The organism is Pedobacter sp. (genome assembly GCF_031119335.1).
GTDB lineage: Bacteria > Bacteroidota > Bacteroidia > Sphingobacteriales > Sphingobacteriaceae > Pedobacter.
In genome coordinates this window covers 95,598-119,911 of record NZ_JAVHXT010000003.1, presented here as the reverse complement: position 1 = coordinate 119,911, position 24,314 = coordinate 95,598, and the positions used below count along the sequence as shown (strand labels likewise).

Annotated in this window: 21 protein-coding genes; 7 read left to right on the top strand and 14 right to left on the bottom strand. The window is 37.0% G+C overall.

The features are described 5' to 3' along the window. Nucleotide 1: 1 nt before the first annotated feature. Nucleotides 2-556 carry a hypothetical protein gene (locus tag REI64_RS04445; protein ID WP_308848898.1) on the top strand — a complete coding sequence of 185 codons (555 nt, stop codon included), beginning with the start codon at nt 2-4 and terminating at the stop codon, nt 554-556. A 180-nt stretch (nt 557-736) separates the two neighbouring features. On the opposite strand, the gene REI64_RS04440 is transcribed toward REI64_RS04445, so the two are convergent. The 5 genes from REI64_RS04440 to REI64_RS04425 all read right to left on the bottom strand — a co-directional run bounded on the left by REI64_RS04440 (nt 737) and on the right by REI64_RS04425 (nt 3,046). Then, nucleotides 737-943, bottom strand: coding sequence for a helix-turn-helix transcriptional regulator (locus REI64_RS04440; RefSeq protein WP_308848897.1), 207 nt, complete (start codon nt 941-943; stop codon nt 737-739). A 2-nt stretch (nt 944-945) separates the two neighbouring features. Further along, complete coding sequence (locus REI64_RS04435; protein WP_308848896.1) at nt 946-1,488, bottom strand: DUF2975 domain-containing protein; 543 nt, start codon at nt 1,486-1,488, stop codon at nt 946-948. Between the two features lie 102 nt (nt 1,489-1,590). Next, entirely contained in the window at nt 1,591-1,788 is a 198-nt protein-coding gene (locus REI64_RS18295; RefSeq protein WP_375141990.1) for a superinfection immunity protein, read from the bottom strand. 180 nt (nt 1,789-1,968) lie between these two features. After that, complete coding sequence (locus REI64_RS04430; protein WP_308848895.1) at nt 1,969-2,112, bottom strand: hypothetical protein; 144 nt, start codon at nt 2,110-2,112, stop codon at nt 1,969-1,971. Between the two features lie 10 nt (nt 2,113-2,122). After that, nucleotides 2,123-3,046, bottom strand: a complete 924-nt coding sequence (locus REI64_RS04425; protein WP_308848894.1) for an IS1595 family transposase — start codon at nt 3,044-3,046, stop codon at nt 2,123-2,125. A gap of 737 nt (nt 3,047-3,783) precedes the next feature. Between REI64_RS04425 and REI64_RS04420 the strand changes: the two genes are divergently transcribed. After that, nucleotides 3,784-4,362, top strand: coding sequence for a nitroreductase (locus REI64_RS04420; RefSeq protein ID WP_308848893.1), 579 nt, complete (start codon nt 3,784-3,786; stop codon nt 4,360-4,362). Between the two features lie 122 nt (nt 4,363-4,484). Then, a complete protein-coding gene (locus tag REI64_RS04415) occupies nt 4,485-4,928 on the top strand; it encodes a 3-oxoacyl-ACP synthase (RefSeq protein ID WP_308848892.1) in 444 nt (147 codons plus the stop codon). 9 nt (nt 4,929-4,937) lie between these two features. On the opposite strand, the gene REI64_RS04410 is transcribed toward REI64_RS04415, so the two are convergent. From REI64_RS04410 to REI64_RS04395, 4 genes are all read right to left on the bottom strand, one after another. After that, on the bottom strand, nt 4,938-6,062 hold the full coding sequence (locus tag REI64_RS04410; RefSeq protein ID WP_308848891.1) for a M1 family aminopeptidase: 1,125 nt from the start codon (nt 6,060-6,062) through the stop codon (nt 4,938-4,940). Further along, nucleotides 5,950-6,303 (bottom strand): hypothetical protein, encoded by a 354-nt coding sequence (locus tag REI64_RS04405; protein WP_308848890.1) that lies wholly within the window; start codon nt 6,301-6,303, stop codon nt 5,950-5,952. The genes REI64_RS04410 and REI64_RS04405 overlap by 113 nt, the downstream gene beginning before the upstream one ends. A gap of 55 nt (nt 6,304-6,358) precedes the next feature. Further along, the gene (locus REI64_RS04400; protein WP_308848889.1) at nt 6,359-7,216 is read right to left on the bottom strand and encodes a polysaccharide deacetylase family protein; all 858 of its coding nucleotides are present in this window, start codon (nt 7,214-7,216) and stop codon (nt 6,359-6,361) included. 82 nt (nt 7,217-7,298) lie between these two features. Then, nucleotides 7,299-8,186: a polysaccharide deacetylase family protein gene (locus REI64_RS04395; protein WP_308848888.1), complete on the bottom strand. Its 888-nt coding sequence runs from the start codon at nt 8,184-8,186 to the stop codon at nt 7,299-7,301. A 704-nt stretch (nt 8,187-8,890) separates the two neighbouring features. On the opposite strand from REI64_RS04395, the gene REI64_RS04390 reads away from it, so the two are divergent. Further along, nucleotides 8,891-11,395 (top strand): DPP IV N-terminal domain-containing protein, encoded by a 2,505-nt coding sequence (locus REI64_RS04390; protein WP_308848887.1) that lies wholly within the window; start codon nt 8,891-8,893, stop codon nt 11,393-11,395. 839 nt (nt 11,396-12,234) lie between these two features. Here REI64_RS04390 and REI64_RS04385 read toward each other — a convergent pair. From REI64_RS04385 to REI64_RS04365, 5 genes are all read right to left on the bottom strand, one after another. Continuing rightward, nucleotides 12,235-13,008, bottom strand: coding sequence for a hypothetical protein (locus REI64_RS04385; protein WP_308848886.1), 774 nt, complete (start codon nt 13,006-13,008; stop codon nt 12,235-12,237). A gap of 409 nt (nt 13,009-13,417) precedes the next feature. Next, the gene (arr, locus tag REI64_RS04380) at nt 13,418-13,849 is read right to left on the bottom strand and encodes an NAD(+)--rifampin ADP-ribosyltransferase (protein ID WP_308848885.1); all 432 of its coding nucleotides are present in this window, start codon (nt 13,847-13,849) and stop codon (nt 13,418-13,420) included. Between the two features lie 13 nt (nt 13,850-13,862). Beyond that, the gene (locus REI64_RS04375) at nt 13,863-14,975 is read right to left on the bottom strand and encodes a Fic family protein (protein WP_308848884.1); all 1,113 of its coding nucleotides are present in this window, start codon (nt 14,973-14,975) and stop codon (nt 13,863-13,865) included. A gap of 399 nt (nt 14,976-15,374) precedes the next feature. Then, nucleotides 15,375-16,802: an amino acid permease gene (locus tag REI64_RS04370; RefSeq protein ID WP_308848883.1), complete on the bottom strand. Its 1,428-nt coding sequence runs from the start codon at nt 16,800-16,802 to the stop codon at nt 15,375-15,377. A gap of 118 nt (nt 16,803-16,920) precedes the next feature. Beyond that, a complete protein-coding gene (locus REI64_RS04365; protein WP_308848882.1) occupies nt 16,921-19,176 on the bottom strand; it encodes a sodium-translocating pyrophosphatase in 2,256 nt (751 codons plus the stop codon). A gap of 433 nt (nt 19,177-19,609) precedes the next feature. Here REI64_RS04365 and REI64_RS04360 point away from each other — a divergent pair, with 433 nt between their 5' ends. The 3 genes from REI64_RS04360 to REI64_RS04350 all read left to right on the top strand — a co-directional run bounded on the left by REI64_RS04360 (nt 19,610) and on the right by REI64_RS04350 (nt 24,194). Further along, nucleotides 19,610-21,049, top strand: a complete 1,440-nt coding sequence (locus REI64_RS04360; RefSeq protein WP_308848881.1) for an amino acid permease — start codon at nt 19,610-19,612, stop codon at nt 21,047-21,049. 464 nt (nt 21,050-21,513) lie between these two features. After that, nucleotides 21,514-22,464, top strand: a complete 951-nt coding sequence (locus REI64_RS04355) for a TIGR01212 family radical SAM protein (protein ID WP_308848880.1) — start codon at nt 21,514-21,516, stop codon at nt 22,462-22,464. A gap of 371 nt (nt 22,465-22,835) precedes the next feature. After that, entirely contained in the window at nt 22,836-24,194 is a 1,359-nt protein-coding gene (locus tag REI64_RS04350) for an ammonium transporter (RefSeq protein ID WP_308848879.1), read from the top strand. Nucleotides 24,195-24,314 lie beyond the last annotated feature (120 nt).

Below are 24,314 nucleotides of genomic sequence, written 5' to 3'. Positions count from 1 at the left end.
TATGAAAGAACAGCTTGTAGAAGATATCAAAACCACTTTATCGAAAAGTAAAGTAGAACTATTAGCGCAAATTGCAGCCAAACAAGCCAATGCTGTAAAAGACATTATCGACCTAACATTTCATATAGACGAGAAGATTGCTTTCAGGGCAGCATGGATTTTAGAGAACGTTTATACTAATAATCCTCAAAATTTTGTTCCTTTTGTAAGCTATTTTTTAGATAATTTTCATCGCCAAAATAATCTATCTGCTCGTAGACACTACGGAAAAATTCTTGCACTCCTAACTAAAAAGACCGCACCTTCAGAAATTAAAGCTATTCTAGAAAATTATAATACAGACCAACTTGTAGAAACTACTTTTGCATGGTTAATTGATGAAGAAGTTCCAGTTGCTGTTAAATCACACTGTTTAAATATTCTTGCTAACTTTTGCCAAAAACATCCTTGGATTAAAGACGAGCTAACACAAACCATGGATTATTTGGTAGACAAGGAAAGTGTCGCATTTTTTGGCAAAGTAAAACAGATCAGAAAGCAACTGAAAAGTAGATAGTGCTAGCCACAGATACACAGATTTTGATTGTAGTATAATCTCCAAAGTATGATATAGTCAATAGTTCTGTGATGCTTGTTTATTTACTATGATGGAATTTTTACTATGTTTTAGCTTAAATAAGGCGTATTCAATAAATTAATTACTATACAGATTAATATCTGTGCATCTGTGGCAATCTCACTCTTCCACAAATTCCAAAATATCGCCCGGTTGGCAATTCAGCGCTTTACAAATTGCTTCTAAGGTGCCAAAACGAATGGCTTTTGCCTTTCCAGTTTTTAAGATAGAAAGATTAGATAAAGTTAAGTCTACTTTTTGCGAAAGTTCGTTTAACGACATCTTACGTTTGGCCATCATCACATCTAAATTTACTACTATTGGCATAATTATATCGTTAACTCGTTTTCTGACTGAATTTCTAATCCTCTTTTAAAAACTTGTGCAATGATAAAGATTATTCCAGCTAAAAATAAAAGCTCTCCACCTTCACCAAAATGATTTGCTAAAATTGTTGCCTTTTGCTCATCATCGAATAAACTTGCGTAGTAGGAGTGGACGCTTAGCTGAAAAATACCTGCTGCTAAGGCTACATGACTAATTTTTGTTATCAATCTAGATGTTGTTGTAGTAAATGGAGATGATATGCTAAATCCAGTAGATATTTTTATAACTAAATAAGCGATATAAGTTTTAAGCAATGCTATGATAATATAGATTATTCCTATTGGCATAAAATAAGGTATACTTAAATTTAGTTTTTCAAAAGGATTTGACCCTATATGCACAACTTCATGTAACCCATCATTTGTAACTATAGTATACAATGCAAAAATGCTTGTTCCTGTTTTAATACATAAACCTATAAAAACGATCCAGAATAATACATTCATGATTTTCAATATAAGCTGTGTTTTGTTTTGCTTTTCCATTATAATTAATTTGATATGCAATTATAAATAAATATTTGGCAGCTATATACGAGTTGGGACAAGTGTAAAAATAAGAAAAGCCGACATTTAGTCGGCTTAATTTTATCTATACGGTCTTTCGTGACTAGCAGCCCAGACTATAGCTACGACCCAGCCTATAAAAGTCCATCCAAGGAATAGGTTAAGAAGCATAATCGAAGCTATATTGTGTTTTTTCCATCCTATAATAGTAGGAAGAAAATAGATAACTCCAACTAAAATTAATATTGGAATTGCAAAAAGATTGTCAAGTATCTCCATGTTTGTGGTAATTAAGGGTTAAAAAATAAGCGTGACCGAAAATCTTCTGCTACCCCAGGCTTACCACAGCCTATGCACACAAAAGATACAGCCACGCCTTTACAGACGTACTCGTGTATCGAATGTGTGCATGCAGTTAAAGTGGTAATTTAGGGCAGCACTCCGAAATCAGTACAATTTCTATTTATTATCGGTATTCTTCTTTGGAACTGGAGTATTGACACCAATCTGTATCATTTCCTCTAAAGTCCCTTCAAATCTTACCTTTTCTTCATATTTATCTGACCGTTCTTTAGGCGGTTTCTTCTTTTTTTCTTTTGCCATTTTATCAAAATTATGAAATTAAATCAGAATATCTCAAACGCTTGTTATCACACAATCTAATTGCATCATCAAAACGCACTACATCTTCTATCTTTCTGGTGTTGTACCTGAATGCGAACTCATCACAATATCTATGCAAATGCTTAGGACTTACGTAATGGTAAATACCAACAATACCTCTTTTAAGGTGCGACCAAAACCCCTCTATGTTATTAGTATGAGCATCGCCATAAGTAATGTATTTCTTTGTGCCACGACCATGTTTAACAGAAACGTGCTTAGATACATGCTTAGAAACACCTTTATATCCAGCCCATCCGTCAGAAACCAAAGTAGCTCTTTCGTCAATTGCATCTACCATAACAGCCTCCAATACGTTTGCATCAGCACACGGAACAATAAAAGTCTTTATATTTCCGTCCCTTTCAACTGCTCCCACTACCATAGTTTTGCCGCTGCCTCCATGAGTACCTTTAAGCTTCTTTGCTTCGTGTCTATTGATATTTTTGCCACCTACATAAGTTTCGTCAACCTCAACAACGCCGTTTAATTTCTTGTCGTTGTTTTGCTTTAACATTTCACGGATACGGTGCAGCAAGAACCAAGCTGTTTTTTGGGTAACATTCAAATCACGGCTTAACTGTAAGCTAGAAATACCTTTTTTGTGAGCAGTACACAGATACATTGCAGCAAACCAATAACGTAATGAAATCTTAGTGTTCTCAAAAACAGTTCCGGTAGTAACCGTAAATTTCTTAGCGCATTCCTTTGATTTACATTTATAACCTCTATTAGTTACATAAGCGCCAACCGTTCCACAATGAGGGCAAGCAGGCTCTGTTCCCCACCTCATAGCAGCTAAATACTCTTTGCATGTTGTTTCTTCCTTGAAGAAATCTAGTACTTGAATTAGGTTTTTAAATTGAGTTGCCATATTGCCTCCTTGTTTATAAGACAAATATAAAATTAATAACTTAATGGGACAAAATTATTTTAAACTTTATTTGTCTGATATAGAGGATATTGAGTGTTAATTTCGTAACAGACTCAAAATGAGTCTGTTATAATAACAAAAATGTTTCAATATTTTATTAGCTTAGCGTTCAGAAATGAAAAAAGCCCGTTGGAAGCGAGCGTATTTCATTGTTTTACAAAGTGTGTAGTAAGTAGTTGAATGCTTACGATCACATTAGAGTTTCGGTAAATCGTAAATCTCATTAACTTACGCGTAACACCGATACACATTTTTTAAATCCAGATTAAATCTTCGCCGATGGACTTGGATAATCATTGTAACTCCGTTTGAAGCGGTTGTACAGTAGGCTAGATGGACTTAGCTTATCAGTGATTATTCAGGTCTTTTCTGTTTCTGAATTCCTTAGCAAAGGTAACAACTATAAAATATAATTTATTATAGTTTTGTAACACTTTTGTTACAAAGTAGATTTTTTGTTTTTTGCATTATGTAAATATACTGAATTACAAACAATTAGTCAAGATAAATATTTAAAATATACCTTGTCCCAACTGATATATAGCTGCCAAATATTTATTGATAAACAATAAATTTATTTTGTTTTATATTAAATATTTAATAGTCATGATTAAAATCTAGTTCCAATTTTACAAGCACACAACATTAAAACAATACTTAAACCTTACTTTTGGAATATGAGTACGAAAGCAGAAACCCTATCAGAAATTATTAAGAACAGAAGAAGTATTTTTCCTGAAAGTTATACGCAAGAAGAAATCCCGACGACTATTATTGAAGAAATTTTAGAAAGTGCAAATTATGCACCTACACATAAATTAACGCAACCTTGGCGTTTTACAGTAATTAGAAAAGATGCCAAAGCAAAGTTAGGTGCCGAGCTGGGTAATATTTACAAAAGGGTTATTCCAGCGGAGAAGTTTTTGCAGAAAAAGTATGATAGTTTTGCTCAGAAAACCTCACAAGCCGATGTAATTATTGCGATTTGTATTCAGTTTCACGAAGATAAAGTGCCAAATTGGGAAGAAATTGCTGCGGTAGGCTGTGCGGTTCAAAATATGGCTTTAACTGCTGAGGCCTTAAACATTGGTGCTTATTGGAGTTCTCCTCCTTTGATTGACCATTTGGGAGATTTCTTAGGTTTGAGCGAAAATGAAAAATGTTACGGTCTGTTTTACATGGGATACCACAGCGCAGAACCGAGAGAAGCCAAACGTACACCAATGAGTGAGAAGGTGAAGTGGATGAACAGTTAGCAGTTTTCAGTTAACAGTTGGCAGTTTTCAGTTGGCGGTAGCATTCCAACAATTAAACAATCTAACAGTTTAGCAATCCAACATCAATTAACCAATTCCACAATTCAACAATTAACCAAATCTTGAAACACCAACTATATCAGCTTTGCTTAGCTTTTATTGACAAGCGCATAGACAACGCTACAGAAGCTTTGCTGCAGGCACAAGAAGCTAGTAATGATGATACCAAAAGCAGTGCTGGCGATAAGTTTGAAACTGGCCGCGAAATGGCACAGCAAGACATTAACCGCAACAAACAACTACTGGCCGATGCACAGCAGCAAAAAGCAGTGTTGTTGTCACTTGCCGATGTAAACGAAGCTACAAAAGTGCGCAGCGGCAGCTTGGTGATTACCAATAATGGCAGTTTCTACATCAGTATCAGTGCTGGGCAGTTGCAGCTTGAGGGTAAAACTTACTTTGCTGTTTCAGCAGCTTCACCAATTGGTAAATTACTAATTGGAAAAACCATTGGCGAAAAGTTCGATTTTAATGGCAAGGCTTATTTGATAATGGATATCAAATAATAAGCTACCTTAATATTTAATCAATGCTGTTACGTTTTCGCTTTCAATGAATTGCTTTTCAAACGCATTCCATTCTTTTTGGCTTATGCCAGATTGTAAAGCGCACTCCTTAAAAAATGCATAATCTGTAGGTTTCCCTTTAGTGTTTAAACATTGCTTCAAGAAACTGAATGTACGTTTTTCGCCAATTATTTGTTCTAAGCCACGCAAAATTAAGGGACCGTAACTGTATCTATAAGTTCCACCGATCTGATTGATTTCGGTAACTTTATTTAACGGAACTGCTTTAAATTTCCTAAGGTTGTTTGTTGCATTTTTGAAGTAAATATCTCCGTAAGTTTTACCAAACTTCGCTTCGCTAGCTTTTATAGAAAGGTATTCTGCTGTAGACTCTAAGAAAAACCAAAAAAGTGTAGAATTAGGTTGAAGCACGTTACCAAAATAGTAGTGGGCAATTTCGTGGGCATAAAATGGATAATCGGTAGAGTCTTTAAATTTCTTGTTTACTTCATCTATGGTTTCTCCCAAATTTCCCCCAGCAATAGCTATACTAGGGTAGGATGCAAAGCCCCAGGTTCTTCCTTTGTTAAACTTTTCAATTGCCGTATGTTCAATAAAAATATTTTTTGTATCGTAAGGGATTGCTAAAACCTTATTGTAGTAAGCCTTTATTTCGGCAATTTCTTTTTCGAAAACCGCTAACTGGGCTTTATTCATATTTGTATTTAAGAACAAAGCGTTAGCTGTTTGTTGTACTTTATAATCGCCAATAAATAACATTGGTGCTAAAGGAGTGGCAGATCTAAAGTTTGCTAATGGTCCAGCTTTTGGTAAATCGCCATTCACAAAAATCTGCACGGCGTTTTTACTTTCTACCGTGATATCAAAAGTAACTTGTTCTAACTGCTGATCTTTTTTAACATCGTAGATAATTGGATACCATTTAGACTGTTCTGAAGCTCGCAAAGTCGTTCCGTTAAAGGCTATTAAACCCTTAAAATCTGTAAAATTATATTCGTCTTTATAAATTGGAAAGGCTCCAGTGTAACTGATACCGAGTTGTTTCGGGTTTTCTAATACCGCATTTTTTTTCTGAGGGCGTATATACCAAACCTTCGCCTCGCATTTTTCCATTATAAAAACCATCGTACTTAATTACCTCTCCAACTGCGTTTTTCAAATGTTTAATGTTAAAACCTTTGTTTAGCAATAGCTGATAATCTTTTCCTAAATCGGGAATATTGCTGATGGTAAAATCGCAGGTAATTTGTCCAGTTTGCATATCAACAACAGCTTTTCCACTTAGATGTGGAACTTGAGCTTGCAAAGAAAACGTAAAGAATACGAAGTAAAGTGGGAGGAATAACTTAAACATGAGTATCTAATTGGTACGTTGCGAAACTAAAAAAGCTTTGCAACATACCAAAACATTACTTAAAACTCTTTTTTATACTGTGCAGTAAATTTCTCGCTGTATAATTTCCAGGATCGATAATTCTTCTGATGGTATAAAGCGGGTAGTTTTCGTCTCGTTTGGTAGATAAAATAAATGCTGCTTTAAAACCATGTTCTTTCAGTTTAGGTAGTAAACTTGCTTTGTAAACACCGTATGGATAAGCAAAATACTCTACCTTTTTCCCAGTAATTTTTTCCAGTTTTTGTGTAGGTTCATCAATCTGCGTTTTCCAATCTTCGTCCTTAAATTTTGCGAAGTTTTTATGGTCGTAGGTGTGGCTGGCAATAACGTTTCCTTCATCGGCTAATTCTTTGATTTGCGCAGCATTCATGTAGGCAATTCTACCTTTCTTACCAATAGCGACAGTCATGATGAAATAAACTCCTTTAAAACCGTATTGCTTTAAAGTTGGGTAGGCAACTGTAAATTGGTCCAAATCAGTATCATCAAAGGTGAACATAATTGGTTTTTCTGGCAGTGCTTTGCCGTAAACTAAGTAATCGTACAACTGATCTGGCAGGATAGAATTGTAGCCACTATCTGCCAGCATTTTGATGTGTTCCTTAAATTTGGTTGGCGAAATAATATCGTCTTTAGCTCGTTTTCCATCATTGGCTGTCCATTCTCTAATTTGATGGTAACACAACACTGGAACTTCTTTTCTAGCTAAAATTGTAGCTGCATCTGCAGGCTTTACTTCTTCGCTAGTGTTAGCTTCAACTTTTAAAATGGTGTCAGTTGTAATAGAAGTTTGCTTAGTTTCACCAGAGGTAGATTGGCAAGCAGAAAATAAAAAGGGGCATAAAAGTGCCCCAAGTAATAATTTTTTCATGATTTATTCAACAAAAAAACACATAGAAACATGGTCTGTCTTCAAATAAAATCTCTTTTAAGTCTATGTGGTTAATATATTTCTAGAAACTCTTTACAATGTTGTTATGTAAAGTTTTCGGACTCCAAAATCCACTAGCAATAATTCTTCTCACACACATTAATGGATCGTTTTCGTCACGTTTATCTGCTAGAGCAAATGCCATTTTAAAGCCTCTTTTTTTCAACTCAGGAAAACCTTCTTTATTCCATAAACCAAACGGGTAAGCAAAGTATTCCATTTTTTTACCAGTAATTTCTTCCAGTTTTTTAGTGGGCTTATCTAACTGCTCTTCCCAATCTTTACCAGTGTATTTTTTAAAGTTCTTATGGTCGTAAGTATGGCTGCCAATTGTATTGCCTTCGTCAGAAAGTTGTTTAATTTGGTCTGCACTCATATAGTTTACAAATTTACCTTGTTTACCAATAGAAACCGTCATGATAAAATAAGCTGCTTTGTAACCATATTTTTTTAGGGTTGGATTTACCACCGTAAATTGATCCAAAACGGTATCATCAAAAGTTAACATGATGGGTTTTTTAGGTAGCGGCTTGCCCTCATTTAAATAAGCATACAGCTGATCTGGCAAAATGGTGTTATAACCGCTATCAGACAACATCTTTATCTGATCCTTAAAGTTCTGAATTTCTACAGTGTAGTCTTTGCCCATTTGCCCGTCGGTAGATCTCCAATTACGAACTTGGTGATAACATAAAATAGGCACCTGCGGTCTGGCTAAAATAGTCTTAGCATCGGCAACTTTAATATTTTTGGTATCAATAGGAGCTGATTGATTTTCAGCTTGCTCAGTATTAACCGCTGCAGTTGTACTATCTGTAGCATCAGCAGTTTGACTAGTTTGCGATTTTGATTGGCAACCAGCAACGAAAATAACTGCCGAAGCGATAATAGGTAAGAAAAAATTCTTCATAATTACTTTATAGAAAAAGCAAAACTAAGCAATAAGATGATATGTGATATGAGTGTTGAAAAAATAATTGGTTTTGTGTTTTTGTTGAGAAGCTGTTAAAAATGGAATAAATATTTTACAGTTGAGTTTTCCGATAAATTCTATTGTCTGTACACAATTATCACGATAATTCTGTCTTTATGCTATGAATATTCAACTTTTGAAGCATCAAAAGTTTACAAAAATGCCTGTCAATCCCGCTATGTGCCTTCTCACAGGGTCTCACTCATCAAAAAAACAGCGGCACTTCGTTTTGTTCGCAAGTTCTTAATTGAAAGCTTGAGCAATTTTGACACAAAACCACTGCGTTTAAGGTTTGGTATTGCAATTTGCTAGTTTGTGCTACTGTTTTTTTGATTTGGCTGGCACTGGAGATTGACGGTCGCTCTTAGCAAAAAACAGTGATTACGGACGATAACTTGCAAATGCGCTATGAAGATGTGTCCACATGATAGGATAAAATCGGAACAAGTTTAAGGACACCAAACTCTAGCAGGTCGCTAAAGGCGGGTGTCCCCACCCGCCTAAGTATATATTTTCATCTAAATTTAAACCAAAATCTAGATCAAACTCACTTAATTATTACATACTAAAAGTTAAGCCTAATTCTTTTTTCATTTAAATTAGCTCATTCAAAAATCAACTAACTGTTTTATAGAATTTAAATGAAAAAACTTTACTTGTTTTCAATGTTAGGCTTGTTTTCGGCTTCGCTTGCTAACGCACAAACCAAAACAATAACTACCACAGAAACGGTTCAGCTACCGCAAAAAGCTAATTACCAACAAGCAGCTAGGTTTTCGCCAAGTAAGCTGCGCAAAATGATTTATTCAACTTCGGTAGATCCGCATTGGTTAAAACAAAGCAATCGTTTTTGGTACGAATACGAAACACCTAGCGGCAAAAATTGGTACATCGTAGATCCGTCTGCAAGAAGCAAGAAAGTAATGTTCGATCCGGCGAAATTAGCTGCGGAGATTACATTGATTATTCGTGATCCTTTTGATGGACAGCATTTGCCAATTGAAAACCTAAAGTTTAGCGATGACGAAAAGAACATCACCTTCGAAATTAAAAGTACTATCGAAGAGGTAAAGCCTGACAGAAAAGATAAAAAAGCAGCAGATTCGATGCAGAAGAAAATCTTTAAATTTCAGTATGAGCTAGCTGGTGGCAAGCTATCCGAAATGAAAGATTTCAAAAGAGCAAAACCGAAACCAAACTGGGGAGCTGTAGCACCAGATTCATCGGCAATTATTTTTACCCGTAATTACAATTTGTTTTGGATGGACAAGGCAAACTATCAAAAAGCTTTGAAAAACGAAGAAGATAGTACAATTGTAGAGCATCAGTTAACTAAAGAGGGCGTAAAACATTATTCTTTTGGTAGTGATGGCGATAGAGAAAATAATGAGGAAATCATCAAAAATGACAAGAAGCGTAGAAGAGCCTTTGTTTTATGGTCGCCAGACTCTAAATATTTTACTATTCAACGTTCTGATAGCAGAAAAGTAAAAGATCTTTGGGTCATAAATAGTGTTGCACAAGGCCGACCTACTTTAGAAACTTATAAATATCAAATGCCAGGTGAAGCTGAAGCGCCAAAAGATGAAATTTGGTTGTTCAATTTTGCTGCAAAAACTAGCAAGAAGCTAAATACAGCAGCTTTTAAAGATCAAAGCTTAAATGTTTACAGTAAGCCTGCACTTGCCGCTGATAGGGATAATGAATTTCGCCCTGCAACGTGGTTAGGGGATAATGGTAAATTTTACATGGGCCGCACCAGTCGCGATTTAAAGCGTATTGATGTTTGTGTAGTTGATGTAGCTAATGGAACCATCAAACCAGTAATTGAAGAACGTTTTAATACTTATGTTGAAGTACAACGTCCGGGTTTAGTAAACGGAGGCAAAGAATTGATCCATTGGAGCGAACGCGATGGTTGGGGTCATTTCTACCTTTTTGATGAAAGTGGAAAACTTAAAAACCAGATCACCAAAGGTTCTTTTCATTGCGAAGATATCGTAAACATTGATGAAAAAGCACGAGTACTTTATTTTACTGCAAATGGCAGAGAAGCAAAGGAAGATCCTTACTATTACCACTTATACCGCGTAAATTTTGATGGTTCGGGCTTAAAACTTTTAAACGCAGGCGATTTTGATCACTCTGCAAGCATGAACGATGCTGGCCGTTACTTCGTAAACAACTACTCGAGGGTAAATACAGTGCCAAAATCTACACTTTACGATAACAATGGCAACAAAGTGATGGAGCTAGAAACTGCAGATTTATCGTTGCTAATGGCAGCAGGCTATAAATTCCCAGAACCATTTAAGGTAAAAGCAGATGATGGTGTTACCGATTTATATGGCGTAATGTACAAACCTTTCAATTTCGATGCGACTAAGAAATATCCAGTAATTGAATATGTATATCCAGGTCCGCAAACAGAGGCGGTAAACAAATCGTTTGGGCGTGGCATGGATAGGACAGATCGTTTAGCACAATTGGGTTATGTTGTTGTAACGGTTGGTAACAGAGGTGGTCACCCGGCACGTTCTAAGTGGTACCACACTTATGGTTACGGCAACCTACGTGATTATGGTTTGGCCGATAAAAAAGCGACTATCGAGCAATTGGCAGATAAATACAGCTACATCGATATCGATAAAGTGGGTATCACTGGTCACTCTGGTGGTGGTTTTATGTCTACGGCGGCAATGTTGGTTTATCCAGATTTCTTTAAAGTTGCCGTTTCTAACGCTGGTAACCACGATAATGCGATATATAACCGTTGGTGGAGCGAAAAGCATCACGGTGTTAAAGAAACAGTTTCCTTAAAAGGCGATACTTCTTTCAAATATTCGATTGATAAAAACCCAGATTTGGCGAAAAACCTGAAAGGTCATTTGTTGTTGATGCATGGCGATATCGATAACAACGTACATCCTGCGGGAAGTATTCGCGTAGCAAACGCTTTAATCAAAGCTGGCAAACGTTTCGATTTTATTCTAGTTCCTGGGCAGCGCCACGGTTTTGGCGACATGACCGAGTACATGTTCTGGCGTTTGGCCGACTATTTCAACAATCATTTACTGGGCGATTTTTCACAATCTACCAATGTGAATATGACCGAAATGGATAGGGAAGTAGAACGAAAGAATTAACTGGAAATAAATAATTACAAATCCCCAATGGTGTAATGCTGTTGGGGATTTTTTGTTGATGAGTTTTTTTGAAGCGCTTGTGTTTTGCTGCTATTCATCTTTTGTCCCGCTTTACGCTTTAATCTTTTTGTGCTCTACTGCCGTCATTTCGAACGTAGAGAGAAATCTGTTTGTTAAATGCACCTAACCAACAGATTTCTCCTCGTTCCTCGTCAAAATGACGCAACAAAAAGTATTTACGCTGCAATCGGGGCTATTTGACGAGAACTTGTGCAATAAACAACGTTTTCAACCCCTCAAAGCGCAAATCTACGCCCCTTTATGGTTGGTGTTATCACCATTTTTTTTATAGTGTTGGATGTGGTATGGTGATAACACCAACCACAGATGAAATTCTTTTTTTGCCATCTCAAGAGCGTCCTTCAAATCTTCGAATTCTGAAAGTCTTTTTCCATGCATGTCATCAGGCTCGAAATAAGAACATTCATAAATCGACTGCAGCTCATTGCGCTCATCAAAAACTTCATGAGTAACTAATATATAAGTATCTTTTGTCCGTTCAATTGCAACCCACCTTAATGTAGTGTAGCCTATCTGCTCAGTTCTGCCAATATACTGTTCAATCGATTTTTCAGGTCTCAGGTATGAACTAATTTAACTCTCCAATAAAATCATAGTATGTTTATTTTGTCACATTTTAACGGTTTGCAGGTTTAAGTTGAACTTAATTGCTTGTACAAACTATCCACAGTACCAATCTAAATAAATGGCTTCAAATTGTTGTATTTTCACTTCGCCCAAGGATTAACTTAAATCTGTTGTTAGCTGTGAGCCGAACATTAATTAAAATAGAACTTCATAAAAAGCGCATATAAAGTTCCCAATGTAATTATTAAAAGCATTCTTTGCCTCTCAATTTTATAAATTTCCCTTATATTTTCTCGTGACATCGAAATCGTCGCAAATCCGTAAATTATAAATGCTCCAATATAAATCATAGGTGAGAAAGTAGGAAGAAGTTTGTCTAACGCAACACTGTTTGTCTTTTCTGTATTTAATTGTGACGAGAGTAATAAAATAGCTGCTATGGTGGTATAGGAAAAATAAAATGTAAGTAACATCCAGCCAAATGTTTTTCTTAACCAGAATGAAATACCTCCTGTAGGTAAAATAAAGAAAAATAATAAATAAGATAACATTGACATATCCCAATTTCCATCATATACAAAGAAATAGGTCAGGGTATTAAATTCTTTAAACAATTGAAATAAAAATAGTCCTCCAACAAAGAATGAGATAAATTTTATTTGCTTGTCAGTGGTCGGAGTTTCTTTTTGTATTGGGTTTAACTTGTCCACAACTGATAAACCTATAGATTTGAATTTGTCTTCGATGTCCTTAGTATTCTGTGATTTATCTGCTTTTTCTCTTTGTTTTTCTTTTTGGACAGCTTGAGCAGTTTCAAGTTCTTCTTTGGTTAATTGTCTTCTTTCTAATTCAAGTTTTGCACTTTCGACAGCTAAACTTTGATAGTCATTTGGATTATCAATAATGTCTAATAATTTGTCAATAGTCCACGTTTTATAAAGTTCGGTAAAATTGTTTTCGTTCATTTTAAGCGTCTTTAGATTTAAGTAGTGTCCGTTGTGGTTACAGCTAACTTATTTATATAAGCTACTCAATAGCGCCAACAAATCCCAAAAACGACGGCTTACGCTATAACATAGCCTTGTTATTCTAATAAAATTTTCGGAATTCTTTAAGGAGAGATCCGGGCGTTAATTAACTCGAAACTAATAGATTACTTTAAAGTTTACAAAACAACTTTTCAACATGCTCATTTCTTTCTTTGAAGAGAAAATTGCTCGTCAGACTAGCATTATTGTTTCTCCAACTAGCATTAATGCTTGTCAAAGTGTCTACAGAGCAGCTTGGAGCAGCATCGTTGCTACTCGGAGAAGAAAACTTTTCTTGTCTATAGACAAAATTGCCTTTCGAAACTTGAAGACTGGTAAACGGAAATCAATCATTTAAAGAATTAATCCCTTGCTCTTTAAGTTTAACTAAATTTTCCTTCATTACCTTAACTTGCTCAGCGGGATGGCTTTGCCAGTTGCTTACTTCTCCAACTACTCTAAATGGCGCTGTAGATCGGTAAGATTTAGTTGGGTTACCCGGAAATTTTTTATCGGTTAAATCAGGGTCGTCTTCAATTTCTCCCATAGGTTCTACCAAGTAAATTCTTTCTCTGCCTTCACCAAAAGCAAGTTCTGCACCCCAAATAGCAGCATCTAAAGTAGCCGATAAGAAAATGTACTTCGCATTTTTTCTTTGCCCAAAATTGGAGTTGAAACCAACTGTGATTAGCTCGCCTACTTTTAAATCGGCCTTTGTACCGTGAAAATAAGTTTGTGCAAATGGGCTGGCGGCCAAGTTGTTGTTTATAGCTGTCATTTTTTGGCTAGTTTTATAATGTGTCTGTTGTTATTTTGGACAATTGGTAATTCGCGTTTCGTCCTCCTTCATTTGTTTGTTGCAAAATTCCTTTCTCAATCAGATCTTTTATATCTCGTAGGGCAGTATCGGTTGATGTTTTAGTAATCTTAGCCCATTTTGAGGTTTGGAGTTTCCCTTCAAGACCATCAAAAAGTTTGTTGAGCATCAGTCTCTGTCTTTCGTTGATAGGTGTATGCTCGTGCCGTTTCCAAAATTCAGCCTTATCTATAATTTTTTGTGTAGTATATGTTGTAGCGAGCATTGCATTTTTAAGGCAATGTAAAAACCATTCAAGCCAAGCTGTAATGTCTTCTTTGCTATGTTGTACTTTTTGTAATATTTCGTAATACTGTTTTCTTTCTATCAAAATTTGACTTGACATACTGTAAAAACGTTCGCTACTGTCTTCGGCACGTGCAAGAAGCATATCTGTTAAAGCTCTTCCAATTCTTCCATTTCCGTCATCAAAAGGGTGGATGATGATAAACCAAAAATGGGCTATTGCTGCCTTCAATACAAGGTCAAGTTTATTTTCGTTATTAAACCAGTATAAAAATTTGTCCATTTCTGCTTTTACTAGTTTTGGGTTTGCCGCTTCATAATGCACCTTTTCCTTACCCATTGCGCCAGAAACTATTTGCATTTCACCTGTCCGATACTTTCCCACTTCTATTTTATATATTCCGCTATATCCCGTTGGAAAAAGTGCGGCGTGCCAACCTAGCAAGCGCTCTTCGGTTAGGGGCAGGGTATGTCGTTGTGTAGCATCAAGCATCATTTCTACTACGCCTTCTACATGCCGATTGCTTGATACAAGTCCTGCAATATCAATACCTAGGCGTCTTGCAATAGATGAACGCACTTGATCATAGTTGAGTAATTCTCCCTCTATTTCCGACGATTTTACTACATCTAAGGTTAAGGTGGTAAGTGAGGCTTCTTCTTTTGCAGAAAAACCAAGTGCATTCATTTGTCCAATGATTTTGCCTTGCATTAATCGTACTTCACCGAATAGTGCGCTAATAGCTTTATCATCCCAGGTAAAGTTTGTCCAATTTTTATGCTCATAAATATATTTTGCCATAGATTAATATGCTTATGCGGTAAATATACAAATTATTCACCGCATATTTGCGGTGAATAATTTGTATATTTACCGCAAAGTTAATTTAGGCATCTGAAAAGTGATGTTGCATAAGAAACACTGCCTTTGTAAAATAAACCTGATTGAGCTAAATAGCCCGCAGTCCCGATTTTATCCTATCGTGTGGACACATCTTATTCCTCCCCCTTGAATCCCCTCCGAAAATCGGAGTAAACTCTCCAAAGAGGGACATGTTGTGCTAAAGCATTTTGCATATCCCCCTCTCCGAGGGGGGGCAGGGGGAGGAAAATAACATTTCCCAATATTTTAAAGCTTAAGGCAAAAAAAAATCCCCGAGTTTTTAAGTCGGGGATTAGTAATACTATAATCTTTAAATGCTTATTCTTGATTATGTTTTTTACCAAGAACAGAATTTTTCTTTCCGTATAGGAAGTATATCGCCACACCTAGACCCATCCATAGCGCTAATCTGATCCAAGCCTCGTAAGGTAGAGAATACATTAAGTAAGTACAAACTACGATACCTAGTATTGGTACTAAAGGCACCAAAGGAGTTCTGAAAGGACGCTCTCTGTTAGGATCTGTTTTACGCAAGATCATTACGCCAATACAAACTAACGAGAAGGCTAATAAAGTACCGATTGATACCATGTGGCCTAAGTCTGTAACTGGTACAAAACCTGCAAATAAACTTACAAATACCATGAAAAATAAGTTTGTTTTCCAAGGTGTTCTGTATTTAGCGTGGATACTGCCAAAGAACTTAGGCAATAAACCATCTTTAGACATGGTATAGAATACTCTTGATTGTCCCATCAACATTACTAAAATTACAGAAGTGTAACCCGCTAAAATAGCGATGATTAAACCCATTTGTAACCAACTGTATCCAGTTACTTTAAATGCTGTTGCAGCAGGAGAGGCATCGCCTTTGAAAATTTCAAAAGGTACTAAGCCTGTCATAACGTGAGAAAACAATACGTATAATATGGTACATACAACTAACGAACCTAAAATACCGATTGGCATGCCTTTTTGTGGGTTTTTAGCTTCCTGAGCTGCAGTAGAAACCGCATCGAAACCAATAAATGCAAAGAATACTAAGGCTGCACCAGAGGCAATACCCGAAATACCGAACTCACCATAAACGCCAGTGTTTTCTGGGATGTAAGGTGTGTGGTTTGCAGGGTTGATGAATTTCCATCCTAAACCGATAAACAATAGAACTACAGCTACTTTTACAACTACTAAGAAGTTATTTAAGTTTGCAGATTCTTTGGTTCCACGCATTAATAAAAGCGAAAGTAAAGATACAATGATGATTGCAGGTAAGTTGATACCGCCACCATCTACTTCTGCGAATGATCTACTTAAATAGAGCGGCATTTCGAGCCCAAATTCATGCAAAAGCTTATTGAAATAGCCCGACCAGGATACGCCTACAGTGGCTGCACCCAGTGCATATTCTAGTACCAAATCCCAACCAATAATCCATGCCATAAACTCGCCCATAGTAGCATACGAGTAAGTATATGCACTACCTGCAACAGGGATCATAGAGGCAAACTCTGCATAACATAACCCCGCGAACGCACAACCTACAGCGGCTAATACAAAAGATAGGGTTACTGCTGGTCCGGCGTGATCGGCAGCTGCAATACCAGTTAACGAGAATAAACCAGCACCGATAATTGCTCCGATACCTAATGCAACCAGACTGGTGCTGCTTAGGGTACGTTTGAGAGTGCCTTCGCCACTTTCTGCCGCCTCGGCAACAAGTGTATCAATAGGCTTTTTAAAATTCATAAATTAATAATTAGTTGATTTTAGTTTGTCGATTTTTATTAACGCACCAAACCTAAAAAAAAATATCTGTAAATGAAAAAGGGATTTTTTGCAAAATCCCTTTTCTCTAGTAACATTTTTATTGGTTAGTGATGGTATCTGTTTCGTTTATAAGGGTATCTACAACCTCATTTCCTTGTGCGTCAACACTTTTTTGAATGCTGATTTCTTTTTTAACCTCTATGCCGCCGGCAGTATTTATGTCGCTTGCACTAATGGCAATATAGGGTGCAATTACTAAAGAAACTATCGACATTAATTTGATAAGGATGTTCATTGATGGTCCAGACGTGTCTTTAAATGGATCTCCAACGGTATCTCCAGTTACAGATGCTTTATGAGGTTCAGATTTTTTGTAGTACATCTCACCGTTAATTTCTACACCTTTTTCGAACGATTTCTTAGCATTGTCCCAAGCACCGCCTGCGTTTGATTGGAAAATGCCCATCAATACGCCAGATACCGTAACGCCAGCTAACAGTCCACCCAAAACTTCGGGACCAAACGTAAAGCCTACAATTACGGGGGTAATTAACGCAATAGCGCCTGGCATCAACATTTCTCTGATAGAAGCCTGTGTAGAAATGGCTACACATTTTTCGTATTCTGGTTTAGCTTTGTATTCCATAATACCTGGAATTTCGCGGAACTGTCTACGCACTTCCTGTACCATATCCATTGCCGCTTTACCTACAGCTTGGATACATAAAGCTGAAAATACAAATGGGATCATTCCGCCAACAAATAAACCTGCTAAAACTGGTGCTTTGTAAATATCGATGGCTGAAATACCCGCAATACCTACAAAAGCGGCAAATAAAGCTAAGGATGTTAATGCTGCCGAAGCAATAGCGAAACCCTTTCCGGTTGCAGCAGTGGTATTACCTACGGCATCTAAATTATCTGTACGTTCACGGACTTCTGGAGGTAATTGGCTCATTTCGGCAATACCGCCTGCGTTATCGGCAATTGGTCCGAAAGCATCAATAGCTAATTGCATGGCAGTGGTGGCCATCATACCTGCTGCCGCAATAGCAACTCCGTATAAGCCAGCAAAGTAATAAGATGCCATAATACCGCCAGCTAAAACCAAAATTGGAATTACGGTAGATTTCATGCCTACAGAAAGACCTGCGATAATATTGGTAGCGTGGCCAGTTGAAGATTGCTGAATGATTGAATTAACTGGACCTTTGCCCATGGCAGTGTAATATTCAGTAACGATACTCATAATGGTACCTACTACTAAACCAACTACAATTGCGTAAAACACATTAATGCTCGAAAATTCGTAGCCGCGTAAGCTTAAAGTTTCTGGTAACATCCACTTCACTAAAAAGAAGGAAGCAACACCTGTAATTACAATTGAAGACCAGTTGCCTAAGTTCAATGCATTTTGTACGTTAGATTTTTCATCTTTAATGGTCACAAACCAAGTTCCAATGATAGAGAAAATGATGCCCAAGCCGCAAATTACCATTGGCAATAGGATAGGAGACATGCCTCCGAAATTATCAGTAACTGAGATTTCTTGGCCTAAAACCATGGTTGCTAAAATGGTTGCTACATAAGAACCAAATAAATCGGCACCCATACCAGCTACGTCGCCTACGTTATCGCCTACGTTATCAGCAATAGTTGCAGGGTTGCGTACATCATCTTCTGGAATGCCTGCTTCAACCTTACCTACTAAATCTGCACCTACGTCAGCTGCTTTTGTGTAAATACCGCCGCCAACACGAGCAAATAAAGCAATTGATTCTGCACCTAAAGAAAAACCTGTTAGTACTTCAATAGCGGTTTTCATTTCTGCACTGTTGGCACCAATTACGTTAAAATACTTTAAGAATATAATGAATAAGCCTCCTAAGCCCAGTACTGCTAAACCTGCAACGCCAAGGCCCATTACGGTGCCGCCAGTGAAACTAACTTTAAGCGCTTGTTTTAGACTTGTTCTGGCCGCTTGTGTGGTTCTTACATTGGCCTTAGTTGCAGATTTCATGCCGATATATCCTGCCAAAGCAGAAAATACAGCGCCGATGATAAAGGCAATAGAAATGATCCAGCTAGAGTGAATTGCCTTTCCGTTTACCTCGGTTACTGTACCCGAGTAGGCTAATAAAGCACCGGCTAATACCGCGAAAATGCTTAGAATTTTCCATTCAGCTTTCAAGAAGGCCATAGCGCCATCGGCAATGTAGCCGGCAAGTTCTTGCATATTGGCATCACCAGCATCTTGTTTGTTAACCCAGGCACTCTTCACCGCCATCACCAAAATGCCTACCAAGCCAAGTAGGGGAATAGCATAAATAAGATTGTTTTGTAAAAAATCCATAGTTTAAATTTATATTTAGTTGTTTAGGTTGTTAATCAAAACACAAGGTAATAAAAAAGATATTTCATTGTCAAAATATTTTTACAGCTGTTGAAAAGTTTGCCACAGCTGCGCAGTTTATATGAATTGAAAACTGCTCAAGCTTATAAATTAAAATATCACGTTGGCGGGGACGCCAACGTATGCGACGCTCCTGTTGACGGGGAGCCAACAATTTGAAAATATTAGCTAATTCATTCGATAGACAAGAATGAAAAGATATTCTTTCAATTTTGTTTAGACAAAGCTACGTGCCTATGTGGTTTTTATATCTATCATTGAAAACAAAAATCTGTGCATCCCGAAATTGCGACAAGTACTGCGGCAACAAAATCAAATTATTAATCTCTTTTTCTATCTTAGCTGCTACAACCAAAAAGACTAAACTAAATAAATGAAAGATCAACAAGAAGAAGTAGCTCCCAAAAGGAAGCTAGGCCTATTCGATGGCGTGATGCTGGTAATGGGTTCAATGATTGGCAGCGGTATTTTTATCGTAAGTGCCGATATTATGCGAAATCTCGGTTCTGGCTATTGGCTAATTGTAGTTTGGGTAATTACAGGAGTAATGACAGTAGCCGCTGCAATTTCTTACGGCGAGCTTTCATCTATGTTCCCTAAAGCAGGTGGACAGTATACCTATTTAAAAGAAACCTTCGGTAAAATGATGGGCTTTTTGTACGGATGGGGTTTGTTCACCGTAATTCAAACTGGCACAATTGCTGCCGTAGCGGTGGCTTTTGGTAAGTTTACCGCTTATTTAGTGCCAGTTTTAAACGATGCTGCGCCTATATTTCAAAGTGGCGCTTATAAAATAACGTGGATACAAGTATTGGCCATTTTTGTCATTCTTCTACTCACCTACATCAATACTAAAGGAGTAGAAGGCGGCAAAATTTTGCAGAATATTTTCACAGGATCTAAGATTGTAGCTTTAATTGCCCTAATCATTTTAGGTTTCTTATTGATAAAAAGCAGTTTCTGGTCAGATAATATGAGTTTTGGTTGGGGGGCTTTTAATAATTTGAAGACAGATGTTGGAGGTAGTTTTCTGCAATCAGGTTGGGAATCTATTTCAGGAATGGCTATTATGGGCGGTATTGCCGCTGCCATGGTGGGTTCGGTGTTTTCTAGCGTGGCTTGGGAAAACGTAACCTTTGTTTCTGGCGAAATCGAAAACCCTAAAAAGAATGTAGTACGTTCTATGGTTTTGGGTACTACCGCCGTAATGATCCTTTATCTATTAGTGAATTTTGTATATCTAAATGCGGTAAACAGAGATGGAATTGCCTTTGCTCCTAACGATAGGGTAGCTGTGGTGGTTTCTGAGCAAATTTTTGGCAGTGGCGTTGGTACCTACGTGATAGCTATTTTGGTAATGATCTCTACTTTTGGTTGCGTAAATGGAATTGTGTTGGCGGGAGCAAGGGTTTTCCAGACTATGGCCAAAGATGGTATGTTTTTTAAAGCGGCTATCGAAAACAATAAAAACGGAGTTCCGGAAAAGTCACTTTGGATGCAGGGACTTTGGGCTGCTGCTTTGTGTTTAAGCGGGCAGTATGGTAACCTGTTGGATATGATTTCTTTCGTGATAGTGTTGTTTTACATGATTACTGTTTTCGGAGTGATCTACTTAAGGTTTAAAAAACCAGATTTAGAACGACCTTACAAAACCTGGTTATACCCATTTACCCCATTAGTTTACTTATTAATAGGAGCCGCATTTTGTACGCTTTTATTAATGTATAAGCAACAATATACTTGGCCAGGCCTAATTATTGTATTAATAGGAGTGCCTATTTACTTCTTGATTAATAGAAAAAAAGCAGCATAATCTTTTAGTTGAAAATATTTGCAGACGATTGGGTTAGCCTGGTCGTCTTTTTTTGTGAAAAGCAGTTTCGGTGTGTATAGTTTACGAAAGTCCCGCCTTCGCTACAATCTTTTTGTTTTTACGCGTCATTTCGAACGCAGTGAGAAATCTGTCAGATGTTTGCGCTATACAAACAGATACCTCAATCGTTCCTCATTTCGGTATGACGGCACGGGGCAAAACAAAAAGTATTTCCGCACCAGTCGGGTTTAGGCAACTTAAACCTGTGCACAGCATTTGCATTTTAAACCCGATAGGAGCGAGCACGTAGGGGCAGACCTATGTGTCTGCCCTCGAAGTAAAGCGGATAGCGGGACAGACATTAACAGAAGAACTGTTGCTGCTTTTCAAAATAGTCAATACTCTTTTTCTGCTATGAACTGTAAACTCACGAAGCCAACTTTTTTTCCTATTTTTGCAACCACATGGGAACAGCATTAGATTGGGGCATAAAGGGCTATAATAATTACGGTACTTATTTAAAAGATCATTACAATGGTCAGCGAGTATTTAAAGTAATTGTAGATGGAGGTTTTACTTGCCCTAACCGCGATGGTAGCAAAGGTTACGGCGGCTGTACCTATTGCAATGTAGATTCGTTTACGCCAGAGCTTTCCAGAAAATTACCGACCATTAAGGAACAATTGGTAGAAGGAATGGCTAGAGCTCGAAATTCTTACCGGGCAGAAAAGTTTATCGTTTATTTTCAGCCTAATACCAATACTTATGCGCCAACACATTATTTAAAGATGATGTATGATGATGCTTTGTCTGTGAATAACGAAGATGTGGTTGGTTTTGCGGTGGGTACCCGTCCCGATTGTATTGATGCCGAAAAGGTGGCTTTGTTGGAAAGCTATGCCGATAGGTATGATGTTGATTTGGAAATGGGAATGGAATCTATCTACGATGAAACGCTAGATCAAATTAACAGAGGTTGCAGCCACGGTGAATTTGTGGAGGCTGTAAAATTGCTAGAAAATACGAAGCTAAATCTTTGTGTGCACACCATTTTTGGTTTTCCGTGGGAAACTAGAGAGATGATGCACGGTTATATTCATGAAATTAATCGCTTTCCACAGATTAAATTTGTGAAGTTTCATCATTTGCACATTGTGGAAGGCTCTATTATGGGCGTAAAATATAAAAGGGAGCCTTTTAAGCTATTCAGTTTAGAAGAATATACAGATTTGCTCTGCGAATTAATCCCTTTGTTGCGTCCTGATATTGTTATTCAACGTCTTTTCGGAATTTCAGATTGGGATTTGCTCATTGCTCCCAACTGGGGAATGAAAAAATCTGCTATCCAAAGTTATATTGATAAAGAAATTGAGCGACGTGGTGTTGTTCAAGGTTCTGCTTATCAAGAAATCTAATTTCATTTTTATCTTCTTTAATCGAATTAGCTTGCCTATTTAGGTTGGTTTTTCTCTGTATAATTTATTTTTTTAAACTTAAATTGTTTATTTTTTCATCTTTTTATGTTTGTATGGCTGATATTTTGCTAAAATCGGCATAATTTGTTTTTATATTTTGTTTTATGCTAATTTTAACTATTTATTGTGTTTTTTCTTGTGTTTTAGTGTTTCGTTTTGTTTGTATTTTAATTTTATGTCACGTTTTATTGTTTATTTTATATTATTTTTTGATAAAAATTAAAAAATCATTAAAAAATTGTAACTATTTTGATGGTATTTTGATTTTAATTTATAATTTAGTTTTAAAATCAAACACTAAAACTTAAATTATGAGTAAAATTCTATTCAAACAGTGGGCTCCTTTCGCAATTTTGATAGTTGCAGCGATAGGAGCATTATTCGTCCCTTTGTTACCAAATTTTGATGAGGGTAAATACAGCGGCCCCGACGTTGCCTTTGTTCTGGTATGTGCTGCTTTGGTATTTTTAATGACACCTGGCTTGGCATTTTTCTACGGCGGTATGGTACATCGCAAAAACGTATTGTCAACAATGATTAAAAGTGTTGTTGCTGCCGGTGTAATTTCTGTACTATGGGTAATTGTAGGCTTCAGTTTAGCTTTCGGTGATAGTATTGGAGGTTTTATTGGTAATCCTAAAACATTTTTCTTTTTTCAGGGTGTTAACTCAGGACCAGCTTGGGGAACTATTCCATTGTCATTATTTGCTGTATTCCAATTAATGTTTGCCATCATTACTCCTGGATTGGTAGTAGGTGCAGTGGCAGAACGTATCCGTTTTACAGCTTATATCTTATTCATCGTTTTGTTCGCCATTTTTGTTTACTCGCCATTGGCACATTGGACTTGGCACTCAGACGGTATTCTATTCAAAATGGGCGTACTAGATTTCGCAGGTGGTACAGTAGTACACATTTCGGCAGGTATGGCTGCTTTGGCTGGTGCTTTAGTATTGAAACGTAGAAGATCTCACTTAGAACACAAAGAGGTTCCACCAGCAAACATTCCTTATGTATTAATTGGTACGGGTTTACTTTGGTTCGGTTGGTTTGGCTTTAACGCAGGTTCTGCTTTAGGCGCAAATGCTTTAGCTGTTTCTGCTTTTGTAACTACAAATATTGCGGCAGGTTCTGCTGGTTTATCTTGGATGTTCTTTGATGCAGCGAGAGGTAAAAAACCTTCAGTTCTTGGTTTCTGTATTGGTGCGGTAGTAGGTTTAGTAGCTATTACTCCAGGTGCGGGTTTTGTTAGTATTCCTTCTAGTATCTTTATCGGTGTATTTGCCGCTATAGTTTCTAACTTGGTAGTTTCATGGAAGCAAAAAACCAGCTTAGACGATACTTTAGATGTATTCCCTTGTCACGGTGTTGGTGGTATGGTAGGTATGCTTTTAACAGGTGTGTTTGCTACAAAAACTGTAAACGATGCAGGTGCTGATGGTTTGTTGTACGGAAATCCCGAGTTTTTCTTTACTCAATTAAAAGGAATGGTATTGGTAGTGATTTTCAGTTTTGTGGTTTCTTTTGTAATCTTTAAACTGATTAACCTAGTATTGCCAATTCGTGTAACTGCTGATGAAGAAGAAGAAGGTTTGGATGCTACTCAGCACAACGAAAAATATTCTCAAGGTACTTTGATTGTTTCAGGACAAGAAGTTCCTAATAACTAGTCCACAAATTATGCTCTGCTTAGGCTAAGTTAAAATCATGATGGAAAATTGTTTTTGATTTAAAGTGTTGCTTCTCCAGCCTGAATTAACCCACAGGTTGGAGAACAATAAAAAAGGAAA

Coding starts and splice junctions, on each gene's coding strand:
- REI64_RS04445 (WP_308848898.1), top strand. CDS start 2: ATGAAAGAACAGCTTGTAGAAGATATCAAAACCACTTTATCGAAAAGT.
- REI64_RS04440 (WP_308848897.1), bottom strand. CDS start 943: ATGCCAATAGTAGTAAATTTAGATGTGATGATGGCCAAACGTAAGATG.
- REI64_RS04435 (WP_308848896.1), bottom strand. CDS start 1,488: ATGGAAAAGCAAAACAAAACACAGCTTATATTGAAAATCATGAATGTA.
- REI64_RS18295 (WP_375141990.1), bottom strand. CDS start 1,788: ATGGAGATACTTGACAATCTTTTTGCAATTCCAATATTAATTTTAGTT.
- REI64_RS04430 (WP_308848895.1), bottom strand. CDS start 2,112: ATGGCAAAAGAAAAAAAGAAGAAACCGCCTAAAGAACGGTCAGATAAA.
- REI64_RS04425 (WP_308848894.1), bottom strand. CDS start 3,046: ATGGCAACTCAATTTAAAAACCTAATTCAAGTACTAGATTTCTTCAAG.
- REI64_RS04420 (WP_308848893.1), top strand. CDS start 3,784: ATGAGTACGAAAGCAGAAACCCTATCAGAAATTATTAAGAACAGAAGA.
- REI64_RS04410 (WP_308848891.1), bottom strand. CDS start 6,062: ATGGAAAAATGCGAGGCGAAGGTTTGGTATATACGCCCTCAGAAAAAA.
- REI64_RS04405 (WP_308848890.1), bottom strand. CDS start 6,303: ATGTTTAAGTTATTCCTCCCACTTTACTTCGTATTCTTTACGTTTTCT.
- REI64_RS04400 (WP_308848889.1), bottom strand. CDS start 7,216: ATGAAAAAATTATTACTTGGGGCACTTTTATGCCCCTTTTTATTTTCT.
- REI64_RS04395 (WP_308848888.1), bottom strand. CDS start 8,186: ATGAAGAATTTTTTCTTACCTATTATCGCTTCGGCAGTTATTTTCGTT.
- REI64_RS04390 (WP_308848887.1), top strand. CDS start 8,891: ATGAAAAAACTTTACTTGTTTTCAATGTTAGGCTTGTTTTCGGCTTCG.
- REI64_RS04385 (WP_308848886.1), bottom strand. CDS start 13,008: ATGAACGAAAACAATTTTACCGAACTTTATAAAACGTGGACTATTGAC.
- arr (WP_308848885.1), bottom strand. CDS start 13,849: ATGACAGCTATAAACAACAACTTGGCCGCCAGCCCATTTGCACAAACT.
- REI64_RS04375 (WP_308848884.1), bottom strand. CDS start 14,975: ATGGCAAAATATATTTATGAGCATAAAAATTGGACAAACTTTACCTGG.
- REI64_RS04370 (WP_308848883.1), bottom strand. CDS start 16,802: ATGAATTTTAAAAAGCCTATTGATACACTTGTTGCCGAGGCGGCAGAA.
- REI64_RS04365 (WP_308848882.1), bottom strand. CDS start 19,176: ATGGATTTTTTACAAAACAATCTTATTTATGCTATTCCCCTACTTGGC.
- REI64_RS04360 (WP_308848881.1), top strand. CDS start 19,610: ATGAAAGATCAACAAGAAGAAGTAGCTCCCAAAAGGAAGCTAGGCCTA.
- REI64_RS04355 (WP_308848880.1), top strand. CDS start 21,514: ATGGGAACAGCATTAGATTGGGGCATAAAGGGCTATAATAATTACGGT.
- REI64_RS04350 (WP_308848879.1), top strand. CDS start 22,836: ATGAGTAAAATTCTATTCAAACAGTGGGCTCCTTTCGCAATTTTGATA.